Source organism: Desulfosarcina sp. (assembly GCF_055467485.1).
The window spans coordinates 236381-251846 of sequence record NZ_JBUOIV010000001.1; the positions used below are offsets into that span (position 1 = coordinate 236381).

The 15466-nt window shown below is 58.1% G+C and carries 15 protein-coding genes; 2 read left to right on the forward strand and 13 right to left on the reverse strand.

The window, feature by feature from the left end:
- Positions 1 to 91: 91 nt before the first annotated feature.
- From ACZCED_RS01095 to ACZCED_RS01150, 12 genes are all read right to left on the reverse strand, one after another.
- Complete coding sequence (locus ACZCED_RS01095) at positions 92 to 493, reverse strand: QcrA and Rieske domain-containing protein (protein ID WP_462968423.1); 402 nt, start codon at positions 491 to 493, stop codon at positions 92 to 94.
- On the reverse strand, positions 459 to 2837 hold the full coding sequence (locus tag ACZCED_RS01100) for a molybdopterin-dependent oxidoreductase (protein WP_464860021.1): 2379 nt from the start codon (positions 2835 to 2837) through the stop codon (positions 459 to 461). The genes ACZCED_RS01095 and ACZCED_RS01100 overlap by 35 nt, the downstream gene beginning before the upstream one ends.
- 10 nt (positions 2838 to 2847) lie before the next feature.
- A complete protein-coding gene (locus ACZCED_RS01105; RefSeq protein WP_464860022.1) occupies positions 2848 to 3906 on the reverse strand; it encodes a 4Fe-4S binding protein in 1059 nt (352 codons plus the stop codon).
- A 48-nt stretch (positions 3907 to 3954) separates the two neighbouring features.
- Positions 3955 to 4566, reverse strand: coding sequence for a TetR/AcrR family transcriptional regulator (locus ACZCED_RS01110; RefSeq protein ID WP_464860023.1), 612 nt, complete (start codon positions 4564 to 4566; stop codon positions 3955 to 3957).
- Positions 4567 to 5383: 817 nt separating this feature from the next.
- Positions 5384 to 6787: an amidophosphoribosyltransferase gene (locus ACZCED_RS01115; protein WP_464860024.1), complete on the reverse strand. Its 1404-nt coding sequence runs from the start codon at positions 6785 to 6787 to the stop codon at positions 5384 to 5386.
- Positions 6788 to 6949: 162 nt separating this feature from the next.
- Entirely contained in the window at positions 6950 to 8923 is a 1974-nt protein-coding gene (locus ACZCED_RS01120; protein ID WP_464860025.1) for a TRAP transporter permease, read from the reverse strand.
- An 8-nt stretch (positions 8924 to 8931) separates the two neighbouring features.
- On the reverse strand, positions 8932 to 9525 hold the full coding sequence (locus ACZCED_RS01125) for a DUF1850 domain-containing protein (RefSeq protein ID WP_464860026.1): 594 nt from the start codon (positions 9523 to 9525) through the stop codon (positions 8932 to 8934).
- Positions 9526 to 9530: 5 nt separating this feature from the next.
- Positions 9531 to 10499, reverse strand: coding sequence for a TAXI family TRAP transporter solute-binding subunit (locus ACZCED_RS01130; protein WP_462970646.1), 969 nt, complete (start codon positions 10497 to 10499; stop codon positions 9531 to 9533).
- A gap of 30 nt (positions 10500 to 10529) precedes the next feature.
- Positions 10530 to 10958, reverse strand: coding sequence for a hypothetical protein (locus ACZCED_RS01135; RefSeq protein WP_462970645.1), 429 nt, complete (start codon positions 10956 to 10958; stop codon positions 10530 to 10532).
- 329 nt (positions 10959 to 11287) lie between these two features.
- On the reverse strand, positions 11288 to 11611 hold the full coding sequence (locus ACZCED_RS01140; RefSeq protein ID WP_464860027.1) for an AzlD family protein: 324 nt from the start codon (positions 11609 to 11611) through the stop codon (positions 11288 to 11290).
- Positions 11608 to 12351 (reverse strand): AzlC family ABC transporter permease, encoded by a 744-nt coding sequence (locus ACZCED_RS01145; RefSeq protein ID WP_462970643.1) that lies wholly within the window; start codon positions 12349 to 12351, stop codon positions 11608 to 11610. Before ACZCED_RS01145 ends, ACZCED_RS01140 begins: the two co-directional genes overlap by 4 nt.
- 122 nt (positions 12352 to 12473) lie before the next feature.
- Positions 12474 to 12662, reverse strand: coding sequence for a hypothetical protein (locus tag ACZCED_RS01150; protein WP_462970642.1), 189 nt, complete (start codon positions 12660 to 12662; stop codon positions 12474 to 12476).
- A gap of 111 nt (positions 12663 to 12773) precedes the next feature.
- Between ACZCED_RS01150 and ACZCED_RS01155 the strand changes: the two genes are divergently transcribed.
- The gene (locus ACZCED_RS01155) at positions 12774 to 14210 is read left to right on the forward strand and encodes an aminotransferase-like domain-containing protein (protein WP_462970641.1); all 1437 of its coding nucleotides are present in this window, start codon (positions 12774 to 12776) and stop codon (positions 14208 to 14210) included.
- A gap of 16 nt (positions 14211 to 14226) precedes the next feature.
- Here ACZCED_RS01155 and ACZCED_RS01160 read toward each other — a convergent pair whose 3' ends face one another.
- Positions 14227 to 14880, reverse strand: a complete 654-nt coding sequence (locus tag ACZCED_RS01160) for a TetR/AcrR family transcriptional regulator (protein ID WP_464860028.1) — start codon at positions 14878 to 14880, stop codon at positions 14227 to 14229.
- A 330-nt stretch (positions 14881 to 15210) separates the two neighbouring features.
- Between ACZCED_RS01160 and ACZCED_RS01165 the strand changes: the two genes are divergently transcribed.
- Positions 15211 to 15466: TSUP family transporter (locus ACZCED_RS01165; protein WP_464860032.1), on the forward strand; the 256-nt coding region annotated here is incomplete at its 3' end.

Consider the following 15466-nt stretch of genomic DNA (forward strand, 5'->3'; position numbering starts at 1 on the left):
TCACCGTTACCCGTCGCCCTCTCCCATATAGTGGAGAGGGCTGGGTTGAGGGGTGTTTACGGTTCAGTTGTCGTTGGAAAACCGGTCATTCCTAATTTGATAGGGCAATGACAAGTGTCTCGCCATCCTGTGCCACCGGATAGGTTTTGACCGGTTTTTTCGCCGCACCGCCAACCGGCTTGCCGTCGTAGGTAAAGGTCGACTTGGAAACGCTGCAGCACTGGATGGTGTTGCTGCCGGCGATGGTGTCGATGCGTCGGCCCATGTGGGTGCAGCGGTTGGCGATGGCGTGGTACTGTCCATCGTCCCCATGCAGGACCAGCAAACGGGGGTCGAGACCCTTGCCTTCCAGGCGCACACCGCTTCCGGGGGCTTTGAGCTCCGGCATGCGGGACAAATCGATCCGCAGCTGCCCGTTTTCATATGACCAGGCCATACCGTCGGCAGCCATGGGTGTTTCACAAATGCCTAAAATTCGTTTCAGAATTTTCATTGTCTTCTCCCTCCACCCGGCAACGTACATACCGGTGAAGCGGCGTGGCGGCCAGGGGGTCGCGGTTCGTATTTTTGGTCAGCCGGTTCACATTGGCGCCGGTGACCGTTCCCTGGTAATCGAGGCCGAAACCGTGGGGCATGACCACATGGCCGACCCTTGCCCTGGAAGAGACTTCCAGTTCGATGGTCTCCCGGCCGGCGGCGGTGACGACCGCCACCGTCTGGCCGTCGGCAAGCTTCAGCGCCGCCGCATCATCGGCATGCATGGCCAGGGTGCAGGTTCGACGTCCCCGATTCCATTCGGGATTGCGCATCAAGGTGTTGGCATTGGTGCGGACATGGCGGCCGGCCATGAGAATCAGGGGGAAGTCGGGATCGGGGGCCAGCGCCGCGGCTTCTTTTTCGGGGGTGAGCTCGGCAATCCATGCGTCCATTTCAGGGATGTGCAGGTCAATCCTGCCGCTCGGTGTCCGGATGGCGGACATATTGGCCGCGGCATCCGATTTGCCCAGCCACAGGCCCTCGGGGTGGTCCATGACGGCCCGGAACAGCTTTTCCCCGTATTCTGCACGGGGGTGCAGGCCGGCCAGGGGCGCCAGGCTGCGGTTTCTGGCCATCGATGTGAATACGGACGGAAGTTTGCCCGGGGCCGAGCGTATCGCCTCTCCCCAGCCGTCCATGGCAAACCCGGCCCGCAGAGCGTCCTTTCTCAACTTTCCCGGTGCGGTGAAGAGCAGCCCCCACAGGGCGGCCAGGTTGCCGGAGCCCAGCGCCGGGCCGAGGGTCTTGGACAGGATGAACGGGATGGCTTTCATCAAGCGGGGGGTGGACCGGGCCAGGGTCAACAGTTCAACGGCAAAGGCGAAACGATCCTTTTGGGCAAGCCGGTACAGGGCCTCGGGAAGCGTGGGAATCAACCCCATGGCGTCGGCGATGCGCGTGAAGATCTCTCCGCACTCGAGGGGCTCGCCCTCGGGTTCGATGAGCGGCCGGCGCATCTGGAAGTAAATTTCCGGCCAGGTCCAGGTGAAGAAGGTGCCGTCCCAGGACTCGTAGCCGGAGCGGGCCGGCAATACATAGTGGGAAAGCCTGGCCGTCTCGGTCATGGCCAGTTCGATGGTAACGAGCAGGTCAAGGCGCTCGAAGGCTTTTTCATAGGCGGTCGTGTCCGCATAGGAACGCAGGGGATTGCTGGCGCAGACGATCACGGCACGGGTGCGGTCCGGATGGTCGGCCAGGATCTCCTCGGGCAGCACATTGGGCGGCGAGTAGCCCATGAGGATGGGGAAATCGGTGGCCACGGTACGCCAGTGTTTTGGATCCCGCTCATCGGTGTGGGCACCGATGGGCATGAACTTGCCCGGGATGACGTTGCCGCCGGGCACGCACAGGCGTCCGCACACGGCCAGCAGCACATTGTAAAGGCAGGATGCCAGGGTGCTGTGCCGGTTCATGTAGATGCCCAGGTCGGTGTGCAGGCACCAGCGGCGCTGCCCCAGCTCGCGGCACAGATCCACCACGGGCTGAACCTCGAGTCCGCAGACGCCCAAGGCCGCCTCGATGTCGAACCCTTCGAACCAGGGGCGGATCTGCTCGAAGCCGGTGGTGCAGCGATCGATGTAATCCCGGTTTTCCCAGCCGTTGTCCAAGATGATGGCGATCATGGCCCGCACCATCAGGGCATCGGTTCCCGGCCTGACGGGGAGGTGGATGTCGGCAAGGCCTGCTGTTTTGGACCGCCGGGGGTCGATCACCACCAGCAGCTTGTCCGGGCTCGTGGAAAACGCCTTGAGCACCAGGGGTGCCCGGGGCATCTGGTGGCTCTCCATGCCGTTCCAGCCCACAGCCAGCAGCATGTCGGCGTTGGCCTCATCGGGAATGTGAAAATCGGTCTGCCGGCCGGTGTGGCGGCCGCAGGCCCAGAAATAGCCGGTCAATTCCTGGGCCACGGCATTGTAGTGGTACTGCGAGCCCAGCAACTTCATCAGTGTACGGCCGAACGCCGCCTCGAAGTGGCACCCCTGGCCCCCGCCGCCCATGTAGGCATAGGACCGAGGCCCGTTTTCTTTGACCACTCGACCGAGCTTCCGGGCAATTTCCGCGATGGCCTGATCCCAGGAGATTCGCTCGAATCCGGTGGCGGTGCGTTTGAGCGGGTGGGTCAGCCGGTCGGCGTGGTGCTGGTGATGGGCCACATTGAGCCCTTTGCGGCAGGCATAGCCCCGACTCCTGGGATTGGACTTGTCCGGGCGTACCTTGACCATGCGGTTGTCGGCCACCTGGACTTCCAGCCCGCAATTCTGGGCGCACAGCACGCAGCCGGTTTTATGCCATCGGGTCATGACCGTCTCCCTACATCAGCCCGCGTTCCTGGGCGATGTTCATATAGGTTTCGAATACATTCTTCGGCGGCAGATATCGGTTCTCCTCGTCTTTCTGCTCGAGTGTGATGGCCTCGGTGGGGCAGTCCGTGACGCACAGGCCGCAGCCGATGCAGCGATCCAGGTTGACCCGCGCCGCGTCATCGACGGTGATGGCGTCCATCTGGCACCGTTCCACGCAGGCTTCACAGGCCGTGCACAGCTCTTCGTCCACCTGGGCGTAGTAATTGGTGTGGACCATCTGGGCTGGTTTGTCCAGGGTCTTCATGTTTTTGAGAATGCCGCAGCAGCAGCCGCAGCACATGCAGATGTTCAAGGGTTTCTGCTGGTTTCCCGGCTGGAGCACCAGGCCGGCGTCGACACCGGCCTTGAGTATCTCCAAAGCCTCGGCCTTGTCGATGGATCGGCCCAGACCATTTTGTTCGTAGTAGTAGGCGCCGGCGCCAAAGGCCAGGCACACCTCTTCGGGTTTGTCGCAGCCCTTGCCCACCATCTTCTGTTCTTTGCGGCAGATGCATGGGGAGACCACGATCTTGGATTGTTTGTTGATGATCTCCTCGGCCGCTTCATAGGGCGTCACCGCCATGCCGGCGGAGATGCTTTTCGACACCGGTACGACCCGCATCTGCTTGGTCTTGACGTCGAGCCAGCCCTTTTTCAGCAGGGCCGGCATGTATTCGTTGACATCGCGGATCAGGCCTTCGTCCAGGCTGTTGAGATGGTACTCCCAGATGCCCACCACGAATTGGGCGGCGCTGTAAAGGGTGTTGCCGCCTTTGGATAACCGAAAAATCAGCCCCTTTCGGGACATCTCCGCCAGCGTTTCGGCCAACGCTGCCGCATCCCTGCCGGTGCGTTCAGCAATCCCCGCCACCGGTTCGGGCATCATGGTCAGGGTCACGGCGACCTCGGCCTCTTCGGGGGTAAACAGGCGCTTTAAAATCCGCAGTTCAACACCGGAGTCGGTGCTGGGGTAGCCCGCCGGCAGGTTGTCCAGATGATTGGCCAGTTGCTTGTAGACATCGGTCATGATCGTCTCCTTGAGTAAGTTTTTATACCGATTGGTATGTATTGCCGACTATTTGGTCAGCCGCATGTCGGCAATCATTTTTTCGGCGGTGTCGATGGCGTTGCGCATGTATGATTCCTCACCGGTGACCTTGGACAGAACGCTGCCCCCCTCCATGACGGCGATGAGGATTTCCGCCATGTTTTGCGCATGGGTGGCCACATCGATGACCCCTTCGGATTGTCCCTTTTCGATCAGGGAGGTGATGCTTTTTTTCCATTTGGCCAGCACATCCACGGCCATCTTTCGCAGAACGGCGTGGGTGTCGTCGGCTTCCACGGCGGTGTTGAGAATGGGGCAGCCGCCGTAGGAGAGGATCATGCGGTAGACTTTGCGGAAGCCGCGGGGGTAGGCCAGCAGCTTGTCCAAGGTCGAACCGGCGGCCTTGATTTCCTTGGAAAAGAAATCGAAGATCAGGTCGATGTTGTGCTGGAAGGCATGCACGGCCACGTCATCCTTGTCCTTGAAGTTGCCGTAAATGCTGCCCTTGGTCAGACCCGTGGCCGTGGTCAGGTCGGACATGGAGGTTCCGGCGTAGCCTTTTTTGTTGAAGATGGGCGCGGCGGATTCGATGATCAATTGCCGGGTGCGTCCGGATCGGGATTGCGTGGCGGATTTCATGGAAAACTTTAATATACCAATCGGTATATCAAGTCAATGCTGATTTTTCCAACGAACGGGGAACTTCAGACATGGCAAGCGCGGCAGCTTCGATAAAAGCGATAGGGGAAAGATCTATCGCGAAAAACGGGGCTTCTTACATCCAAAGAGATGGGTTCGAAAGTAAATAAACAGGGTAACGTTTGACTATATATTGAGCCAACGTTTAAACTTTTTCTTCGAGTGGCAGGATTGATACGTGCGTTGATAGAATTTGAGGCAAGAAACAGCCACAGCAATAAAATGGGATCATGTCCTTTTGGGTCACGAGAAAGAGAATCGCTGAAATAGAACCAATGTAATAGTAGAATCGAATGTTGTTTTTTTCTATCGGACTATTTTTGATTTTCAAAATATTCTTTCCTTTGACCCACCTCAATATCAGAACACACGATAAGCTGATTCATTGCGGAAAGGTTGAGGAGAACGCCAATGGTATCATCCGCGGGTAACGAGTAAACAACTGCCGCTCGGTGTAACTATCTGTAGCATATCAGTTTTGCACGACAATATAAGATGTTGGGATGGGCTGTGTGGTTGCTCAGGTTGCAATACATGGGTCATCACTACCCGGAATAATGGCAGATACTTCTTTTTTGGCTATTCAGGTCATGAAATTTTTTTTATCTCCCAACAGGGTGAGGGCAGAAAGCCCCAAAGTTTTTAAAGCTATTTTCGCAGATGAAAAGTGGTCGGCAGCCGTCGTAGGCGAACACCGTGGCTTTGCGTTTCAGTGTCGAATGAATGAAGGCCGATCCTGCTCCTTCACGATAAAGAATCAGCTATAACTGCTTCCATCCCAGCAATGGGTGCACAAGCGCTCCTTGGGCAGGCCGATGGCTGCCACCAGGTCATCCATGCGCTGGTATTTCAAGGTGGTCAGGTGCAGCTGCTCCCTTATGCGGTCGATCATGGCCAGGTTTTTCTCCGATCCGTGACGGGCGTATTCAACCAGGTGCCGATCCTCTGCTCCTTCCAATTGATTGATCGCCTTGCGGCCGGCCAGGTCAAGTGTGGAGCGCGAAGTGGAGAAGTTGAGGAACTCGCAGGGGTGGATCAGGCAGGGGCAGGCCGGCCGCATATGAACTTCCCTGGCGCCGTATTCGAACAGCACCTGCACATTATCGCGCAACTGGGTGCCCCTTACGATGGAATCTTCGCAAAAGAGAATACGCTGGCCGTCGATGAGTTGGCGGACGGGGATCAGCTTCATCCGGGCCACCAGATCGCGCATCTTCTGGTTTTGGGGCATGAAGCTGCGCGGCCAGGTGGGGGTGTATTTGACGAAGGGCCGCCGATAGGGCAGACCGCGTTGGTTGGCGTAACCGATGCCGTGGCCGATGCCCGAGTCCGGGATGCCGCCTACGAAATCCACGGGCGTATCGTCGTTTTCGGCCAGGGCTGCGCCGCAGCGGTTGCGCACGTCCTCCACGTTGATGCCCTCGTATTCCGAGGCCGGATATCCGTAGTAGACCCACAGGAACGCGCAGACCTGCATGGATTCCCCGGGGGGAGCCTTCTGCTCCCAGCCGTCCGGGCAGATCCGGATCACTTCGCCGGGACCCAGGCAGTGATCCACATCGTAGCCCAGGTTGGGAAAGGCGCAGGTTTCGGAACTGACGGCAAAGGCGCCGTCGCGGCATCCGATGGTCAGGGGGGTCCGCCCCAGCCGGTCGCGGGCGGCAAAGATGCCCTGGTCGGTGAGCAGCAGCATCGAACATGAACCGTGGATGGCCTCCTGTGCGTTTTTGATGCCATCGGCATAGCTGTCGGCCTCGCAGATGAGCATGGCCACCACTTCGGTGGGGTGTACCTCGCCGGCCGTGGTGTCGGAAAAGTAGCTTTTGCGCTTGAAGGCCCGATTGACCAGCGCCTCCTGGTTGTTGATTTTGCCCACGGTGACAATGCCGAAGGTACCCATGTGTGAGCCAACGATCAGCGGCTGGGGATCGGTGTCGCTGATCACGCCGATGCCAAAATTTCCGTGGAAGCGGTTCAGGTCCCCTTCGAACTTGGTCCTGAAATAACTGTTTTCGATATTGTGGATGGCCCGCTGGATTCCCTTGCTGTTGCACACGGCCATGCCGCCGCGGCGAGTACCCAAATGGGAGTGGTAATCGGTGCCGTAGTAGAGATCGGCAACGCAGTCAGCCGTAGAAACGACGCCAAACAATCCGCCCATGCGCTCCCCCTTCCGGTGGCTGTGGACTGAACGAATCCGTCACTTTTCGAGCACGGATGCACAAACCGGTCGAAAAAAAAAGAATTGAATAGTCCGAGGTAGATTAAGCCTGACTGAAAATCAAGAGGGAATTTTACACGCAAGAGATAGCCCATTTTTCCGCTAAGCGGCAGGGCCCGACATTTTCTGCAGGGCGATGGCGGCTGCGAAAGCGACCACACCTATCCCATCGGCCCAGTACTCGGGCCAGAAAAGGCCGGCGGCGGCGATCCAGAACAGGATTGTCTCCGGCCAAGTGGCCCGACGGATGAAATAGCGCTCGATGGCCGAAGCGAAAGCGATGAGCCCCAGCATGGTGGCGGCCATGGTCAGCACCACCTGCCAGTGAAGCAGTTCGTAGTTGGCGCCCATGCCCAGCAGGGGGCGGTAGGCCATGATGATGGGAATGATGTAGAGTCCCTTGGCCAGTTTCCACGAGGTAAAGGCCGTGCGCATGGGGTTGGCGCCGGCCACCCCGGCGCCGGCGAAACTGGCCAGGCTCACCGGTGGGGTCACGTTGGCGTCCTGGGAGTACCAGAAAACGATCATGTGGCTGACCAATAGCGGAACGCCCATGTCCAGCAGGGCCGGCCCGGCCAGGGTGGCCAGAACGATGTAGCTAGCCGTGACCGGCAACCCCATGCCCAGAACCAGGGATGCTGCGCCGATGAGCAGGATGGCTAACAATTCGATCCCGTAGCTCAGATCCAACACCAGGCTTGAAAATTTCAAGCCCATGCCGGTCAGCGTGACCATGCCCACGATAATGCCGGCGGCGGCGCAGGCCACAGAGACCATGATGGCGCTCTTTGCCCCTTTTTCCAGTGCCTTTACAATACTTTTCAATTCATCAAAGCCAAATGCAGCGGCGGAAGGTCGTTTTTTTCCCGACTCCATTACTTTCGGTGCTGCGGCCCAGCGAACGGCATTGGCGGCAAGGCTGGCAGCCAGCGTGCTGATCACGGCAACGAAACCGGCCATCATGGGCGAGTAGTTGTTTACCAGGACGTAGATAAGAATCGCCACGGGAATGATGAAATGCAGCCCCTCTTTGACCACTTTGCCCACCCGGGGCAGGCTCTCTTTGGGCTGGCCTTCCAGGCCAAACTTTTTAGCTTCGTAATGGACGAAAAAAAGCACGGTCACGTAGTACATGATCGCCGGCACCAGGGCCACTTTGATGATGGTCAGGTAGCTGGTGTTGGTGAATTCGGCCATGAGGAAAGCGCCGGCGCCCATGATGGGCGGCATGAGCTGACCGCCGGTGGAGGCGGCCGCTTCAATGGCTCCGGCCACATGAGGCCGATAGCCGACTTTTTTCATCATCGGAATGGTAAAGGAGCCCGTGGCCACCACGTTGCCCACGGCAGATCCAGACACCGATCCCATGAAACCGGAGGCCACCACCGAGGTTTTGGCCGGACCGCCGGAAAACCGGCCGGTGAGGGCATAGGCCAGTTCGATGAAAAAATTGCCGCCGCCGGTGGATTCCAGGAAGGCGCCGAACAGCACAAAAACGAAGACAAAGGTGGCGGCCACACCGATGGGCAGACCGAAAATGCCTTCGGTGGTCAGCCACAGGGTGGTGGTGATCCGTTCGATGGAGTAGCCTTTGTGGATGATCAGTTCGGGCATGTACGGCCCGAAATAGGCGTAGAGCATGGCTGTGACACAGATGCCGGTCATGATCACACCGATGACCCGCCGGCAGGCTTCCAATACTAGCAGGGTACCGACGATGCCGACCACCAGGTCAGCCGGCAGCCAGTCTCCCTGACGCTCGAAAATGTCGGTGAGGTTGATGCAAATGTAGGCCGTACAATAGATCGATGCCGCCACAAGGAACCAGTCCAGGACCACCCAGAAATTGAACCGATCCTTGCGGGCGCTGGCAAACGGGGGTTTGAGCAGAAAGGTCAATGTCAGAATGGCCCCCAGGTGTATGGATCGCTGGACCAGGGCCGTAAGCGCGGCAATCCCGGCTGTGTAGAGCTGGTAGAGACTCAGGCTCACCGCCACCACCATGACGATCTTGGCGGTGAGGCTCACCAGCGGTGAGGTCCTGCTGTTGGTTTGTGTTGGATCGGTATTGGTCATATAAACGCTTATGCTTTCTTTCCCATTGATTGCCGCTTTTTCGGTTGACCATTTACTGGTTTGTCGATCGACGGGGTTGCATCGTGTGGAAAAACATGTGTCCACAAGCGGACCAACAAGGACACGCGCCTGGCGGAAAACTGCACCGCCACATGCGGCGCCATTGCGCTGAGGTTGGTGCGGGTGCCGCGCCAGATGACGGTGTGGTCCACACCGATGCTGCCGATGCGCAGGACAAAATCACCGGTGGGCATATGCATGTCTTCGATCACCTCGTAGGGTCCGCGGGTGACCATGCGCCCGACGCCCGGCATTTTCCCCATGCCCGCACCGAACTTCAGGTACCGCTCTTCCTCAATGAAAAGGCGCCCCGACGGGTCCAGGCTGTGGGTCTCCCAGATCGGGGCGTTTTCCACCGAATGATAGTAGTGAATCGTAAAGCGCTCGCCGGGGTCCAGGGGCAGCACCAGCAGGGGGGGGGCCCCTTTGACCGGGGTGATACGAAGCTCCAGCCCGCCGGGCATAACCAATCCACCGGCGACCATCAGTAGTGCCAGGCCGATGGCGGCCGTGGCGATCCGCTTCACCGGCCTGGCCGTCATGGGTATCAGGGCCGCAGATTGTCCGGCACGGCGATGCCCTTTTCCTCCAGGTATTTGATCGTCCCCGGGTGCAGCGGGATCTGTGAGTATTTTACCGCATTTTCCGGTGTGGTGTAGGCCGCCGAGGGATGGATCTTCTGCAGGTAGTCGTTGTGTTCGAAAAGGGCCTTGACCAGGTTGTAGACCATCTCCGTGTCCAATGAAGCCTGGCAGATCATCACGTTCCACACCCCGATGGTGGGCACCGGCTGATCGATGCCGCGATAGACCCCGCCGGCCAGTTCAACAGCCGAGTAAGTTTCGTTGGCCGCCAGAATTTGCTGGGTCTGTTCCGGCGTAAAACCGATCATGTTGATCTCATGGGTGGTGGCCAAGTCCAGGATGCTGCTGGTGCCGGGCCCCACCGACCATACGCCGACATCGATGGTGCCGTCACGCAGGGCATTGGCGTTTTCAGTGAAGGAGAGGCGGCTGTCCTTGTAGCTGTCGGGGGAGATATCCAGTGCCTTGAGCACCGCTTCGGCCATGAAGTTGGTGCCGCTTCCCGGACTTCCCGTGCTGATACTGCGGCCTTTCACCTGGGTGATGTCGGTGATGCCGCTGTTTTTCAGACTGACAATCTGCAGCAGGTTAGGGTACATGATGGCCATGGAGAGGATGTCATGTTTCTTGCCGTTGAATTTGCTCAGCCCATTGAATCCGGCCACGGCCACATCGCCCATGACTTCACCGATGACCGTTTCGCCCTTGTGGGCCAGCTTGACGTTTTCCACGCTGGCGCCGGTCACCTCGGCCACCGCCTTGACGTCCTTGACATACTTGGACCAGATTTCAGCAACGCCGCCGCCATAGGGATAGTAAATCCCGCCGGTACCCCCGGTGCCGATGCTGATGAAAGTGGTTTTGGCCAGGACCGGCGATGCCATTAAGCCGGTGATGAAAAAAAACAGTAGTGCAAAGCTCATGCGTTTCATTTCAATAACCTCCCTTGTCGTTTTCAGATGCTATTGACTCATGGTCTTGACCATCAGCACGATCGATTTGGGCCCGCAAGCCATTCCGCTGACTGGATATTCAAACGATTCGGTTTGTCCGGGTTCGACCAGACCTTTCTTGGTCGTTTGCGGAATGAGCCCGCCCACCGCCTTTCCGTTGTCCAGGAAGATGTTCACCCGGTAGCGTTGGGGCTGGTCGCTGATATTCTTTACGGTGACATTAAAATGCAGGGTGTCGCTTCCCTCCCATTTTTTCAGGATGCATGAGAAGTCGACCAGCTCCGCTTCCGGGGCGACGGTTTTTTCTATCTTGCTGTCTGCTGCGCAGGGAAAGACTTCTCCAGGTTTGGGTTTGGGACCGGCGCAGCCCGCGAAAACCAGGCATGCCAGGACTGCGATGATTCCTAATAATCCTACGACGGGCTTAAATCGCTTCATGGTTCAATCCTCCTTGCAGGTTGTCGGGTAAAAACCAAAAGCCTATTTTCAATGCCTGTATAGGCATGTTTACGGTATTGCAGAGAAACGCTGGGTGACGTACGAAGGCAGATCATGTCGGTTGTGGTGAAGAGAGATAAACCCCTGCCGATCGATATTCAAAAGACCACAGGTGCTTTTTTTTGTCAACTGTCAGCACGTATTGGGCGGAGCATCGCGGTAAGACACCTCAACAATGCATGTCGGCGCTGTAAATCATGCAATCGCTGATAGCGGTTGAAAATGATTATGTCTGGCCATTTTGAATAAAAAGAGGCCAACCACAAGGGTTAAGCGAGTTTGAGGAACAGCCTTCCAGCTGCCACAATAACCATGCCGACAATCATGGCCAGCAGGAGGTTCTTGGTTTTCCAGGCGCACAGGGCGGTGGCCAGGGCGGCAACGGCACCGAGCATGCCGGCGGAAAAAATTCCCGGCGCCACCAGGGCGAGCAGGATCGTACCGGGCAGCGTTTCCATGAAGCGCTTGAACCCGCCGTTTTTGGGCAGGCGCTCCGCCAGCAACAGGCCTCCCAGCCGCAGGCTGTAAGTGGCCAGGGCGGCTCCGGCAATGGCCATGGCGATGGTCAGATCGGAGGGTGGGACAAGTGTCATCTATTCTTCTCCGTAATCAGCCTATGAGGGGTTGTATCCGGCGATTGCGGGAGAGCCTCCTTTTTCGACTTGAAGGTGGTTTGAAGGGCGGGAATCAAAGCACCGCCGATGCCGCCGATGACGATGTACCATTTGCCGGGCAGCCATCGCTCGGCGACCACCGCCAGCAGGGCAGCCGCTATCCACGGCACGATATCCGACTTTCCCCGCCACATGCTCACGGTAAGGGCGGTAAATACCGCTACGAAGGCGAAGTCCAGGGCAAACCGCTCCGGCCGGGCCACTAAAGCTCCCAGTTGATGGCCCAGCAGGGTGCCCATGGACCAGACGCTGCACAGGCAGATGCCGCCGCCCAGCAGAAAGCCGGTGGTGGCGCCGCCATGGCGATAGGCTGCCATGGTGACCGCCCAGTTCTCGTCGGCGACCAGGTGCATGATTGCGGCCTTTTGGGCCAGGGATTTACCCTGGAACAGCGGGTTCAGCGAGGCGCCGATGAGCAGGTAGCGCATGTTGATGATCAACACGGCCAGGATTATTTCCACCACGGGCAGGGGCGGTGCCCACATCTCCACCATGACGAACTGCGCGGAGCCGGCGAAAACGGACAGGTTCATCGCCAGCAGCTGAAGCCAGGTGAGGCCTTTCTGGGCGGCCAGCATGCCCAGGACACTGCCGTATGCGGCCACGCTGGCGCCCACCGGCAGGTTGGCCAGCGCACCTCTTCGCATCTCATCGATCATAATGAATCGCCCCCGTTACTGAAGCCTCCCCTCGGTAAGCCGCGGGGGGGCTGCCGGTAACGGCAGTGCTTCGCAGCACCATAGGGATGAATGTCTATTTTCGGTTCCCTCGCCATTGCGGTTCACAATTGCCCGACCATTAAGGCTGCCAACACACTGAAAACCAACCAGAACAGGGTCTTGAACGCATTCCATGGGGCGGCGGCAAATGGCGGGGCAACACCTGAAGATGAGGCAGACGAATCTTCGGGTGTCAACAGAAAACGAAGCCCCCTCATCCTAATCCCGGTCCTGACCGACAGGTTTTCCATGCGTTACCTCCGGCGGCATAATCAAGTCTTGTATTAGCCTAACAGATCCGATAAGCAATAACAGACACAGAAATTCAATAATATTTTAATAACAGAAGTGAGGTTGCTCCCATGACGAATAGCGCGGCTTCAGGATTCAGGTATGCCCGGCTGGCCGATGATCTGGAAGGAAAAATCAGAGAGGGCGTCTATCGATCGGGCGAAAAGATGCCGTCGTTGAGAAAGTTGCATGGCCAGACCGGGCTGAGCATCACCACCGTCTACCAGGCTTACATCGAGCTGGAAAAGCGCGGTGTCGTGGTTCCGAGGCAAAAATCAGGCTACTACGTTAAACCGCTTCTGGACCGGATCCTGCCGTCCCCGGAAGTGCAGAAACTGCGCCCTGTGCCCAAAAAGGTCACCATGAACTCCCTGGCCTATTCGATCGTGGAGGATATGAGCAATCCGGATTTTCTCCAGCTGGGAGGATCGGTGGTGATGCCGGAGCTGCTGCCCTTCAAGCAGCTGACCCGCTGTATGCGTGCAGAAACCATGGAGGCGATGAAGCGCAGCCTGATGCGCTATGAAAACCCATATGGAAACCCCGAGTTGAAACGTCAGATCGCCAAGCGCATGCTCGGCCAGGCCCGTCAGTCCGTTGCGGATGAGATGGTTATCACCAGCGGATGCATCGAGGCAGTGAGTCTCTGCCTGCAAGCCGTCGGCAATCCCGGGGAAACGGTGGTGGTGGAATCGCCCACCTATCCCTGGTTTCTGCAGATCATCGAGGACCAGAACAAGTTTGCCCTGGAAATACCCACGGACCCACGGACCGGCATCGACTTAAACCAGCTGGAACGGGCGCTGCAGAAAAATGCGGTAGCGGCTTGCCTGCTGGTGCCGAACTATCACAACCCTTTAGGCTTCGAGATGCCTCAGGAGAAGAAGAAGGCGCTGGTGAAGATGACAGGCGAAAAGGCTATCCCTATCATCGAGGACAACATCCACGGCGAACTCTATTTCGGCAAGGCACGCCCAACGACCTTGAAAGCCATGGATCGTAAAGGACTGGTGCTTCACTGCGCGTCGTTTTCCAAGACCCTCTCGCCGGGACTTCGGGTGGGGTGGGCCCTGCCGGGGCGCTTTGCCGACCGGGTTAAACGCCTCAAGATGAACAGCACCATCGCCTCGCCGACGTTGAACCAGCAGGTGGTGGCCCAATTTTTAAAAACCAATGCCTTCGACCGCCACCTGCGCCGCTTGCGTTCGGCTCTGAAGAACCAGATTTCCAACACGGCCCTGGCCATTGCCCGGACCTTTCCGGAGGGCACGCGGATCACCGCTCCCCAAGGGGGGCTCACCTTGTGGGTGGAGCTGGATAAAAAGGTGGATGGGTTGAAAGTATTTCAGGAGGCGCGCAAGAAAAAGATATCGATTTTTCCCGGCATCATCTGCTCCACCACGGGCCGTTATCGCAACTGTATCCGAATCAGCTGCGGCTATCCCTGGAGCGGGCAGATCGAAAAAGGTATCCGGACCCTGTCGGATATCATCAAGAAGTTGATCTAAACGCACGCGGGCGGCGTCAGCGGGCCAGGGCGCGCTCGACCATGCCCACGAATCGATCGAAGAGCACCCGCCGGCTGATGCCGAAGGCTTCCTCGAAGTTTTTTTCACGCATTCGCAGGATTTTCATGACCCCGACGATCTGGCCCCAGAGGATCAGCATGAGTTGACGGGCGGTCAGGTCGCTCTTCACCCCGCCGCCGGCCATCCCCGTTTCGATGGCTGCGGTCACCAAGTGGGCCATGTCGTCTGATACCTGCTGGCACCGCTCCAGGTGACTCTCCGGGTCCATGGAGGCGGTGCGGTCATGGTAAACAAAGTAGCGGCTTTCGTAAGCCATGATCAGGTCCAGATATTGCGGGTGGTCAATGGAATAATCGAAAAAAGCGGCAGCCAGTTCTCGCAGGCCGCTGCTTTTCGGCTCCGTCCGCGCGACCGACCGTTTGAGTGCCCCATGCAGGCCTTCCAGGCCTCTCAGCACCACTGCCAGGAATATATCTTCCTTGTCTTTGAAATAGAGATAGAGGGTGCGCTTGTTATATCCGGCAGCCTCGGCGATGGCCGGCAGGGTCGCACCGTCGTATCCCCATTGAAAGAATACCGCCTCGGCCATATCCACGATGCGCTTTTTGCGCTGTTCCTGTTCCCATGCTTTTCGGTCCGCGCTAACCATTGACTATATTCCTAACTATGACCAATCCCGGTGATCAGAGACATTTGAATTGACAATAACCGATGGTGAATGATAATTCACCATCGTGTAATTTATAACATCTCATTGAATAGCAACTTCCCCGGTTTGCCGTCAAGGCCCAACATGAACGGCCCCGCATGAACGAATCGATCGCGCTGATGCTCTTCTTTTCCGCTACGGTGATGGCGGCCGGCTATGTGCGTGGATACGGTGGATTCGGCTTTTCCATGATCACGGTAGCGGCCCTGTCGCTTTTTTTGGCCCCGGCACAGGTGGTTCCGGTGGTGTTGCTTCTGGAGCCTCTTCCTGCTGCCGGGCATCTGGCGACTGGTAGACTGGCCGAAACTGGCGTGGCTGCTTGCAGGGGTGGTTGCGGGGACGCCGGTGGGGGTCTGGATGCTCGGGAACGTCTCACCTGCTCCCATGAAAATGGCGGTGGCGGTGATCATTTTTATGCTGGCCCTGATGCTGCGTCAGGGCTTCGTGGTCAAGCGGAGATTGAAGCGGCCGGAAACGATGGCCGCAGGACTGGCCTCCGGCATCCTGAACGGTGCAGCAGCCATCG

Coding starts and splice junctions, on each gene's coding strand:
- ACZCED_RS01095 (WP_462968423.1), bottom strand. CDS start 493: ATGAAAATTCTGAAACGAATTTTAGGCATTTGTGAAACACCCATGGCT.
- ACZCED_RS01100 (WP_464860021.1), bottom strand. CDS start 2,837: ATGACCCGATGGCATAAAACCGGCTGCGTGCTGTGCGCCCAGAATTGC.
- ACZCED_RS01105 (WP_464860022.1), bottom strand. CDS start 3,906: ATGACCGATGTCTACAAGCAACTGGCCAATCATCTGGACAACCTGCCG.
- ACZCED_RS01110 (WP_464860023.1), bottom strand. CDS start 4,566: ATGAAATCCGCCACGCAATCCCGATCCGGACGCACCCGGCAATTGATC.
- ACZCED_RS01115 (WP_464860024.1), bottom strand. CDS start 6,787: ATGGGCGGATTGTTTGGCGTCGTTTCTACGGCTGACTGCGTTGCCGAT.
- ACZCED_RS01120 (WP_464860025.1), bottom strand. CDS start 8,923: ATGACCAATACCGATCCAACACAAACCAACAGCAGGACCTCACCGCTG.
- ACZCED_RS01125 (WP_464860026.1), bottom strand. CDS start 9,525: ATGACGGCCAGGCCGGTGAAGCGGATCGCCACGGCCGCCATCGGCCTG.
- ACZCED_RS01130 (WP_462970646.1), bottom strand. CDS start 10,499: ATGAAACGCATGAGCTTTGCACTACTGTTTTTTTTCATCACCGGCTTA.
- ACZCED_RS01135 (WP_462970645.1), bottom strand. CDS start 10,958: ATGAAGCGATTTAAGCCCGTCGTAGGATTATTAGGAATCATCGCAGTC.
- ACZCED_RS01140 (WP_464860027.1), bottom strand. CDS start 11,611: ATGACACTTGTCCCACCCTCCGATCTGACCATCGCCATGGCCATTGCC.
- ACZCED_RS01145 (WP_462970643.1), bottom strand. CDS start 12,351: ATGATCGATGAGATGCGAAGAGGTGCGCTGGCCAACCTGCCGGTGGGC.
- ACZCED_RS01150 (WP_462970642.1), bottom strand. CDS start 12,662: ATGGAAAACCTGTCGGTCAGGACCGGGATTAGGATGAGGGGGCTTCGT.
- ACZCED_RS01155 (WP_462970641.1), top strand. CDS start 12,774: ATGACGAATAGCGCGGCTTCAGGATTCAGGTATGCCCGGCTGGCCGAT.
- ACZCED_RS01160 (WP_464860028.1), bottom strand. CDS start 14,880: ATGGTTAGCGCGGACCGAAAAGCATGGGAACAGGAACAGCGCAAAAAG.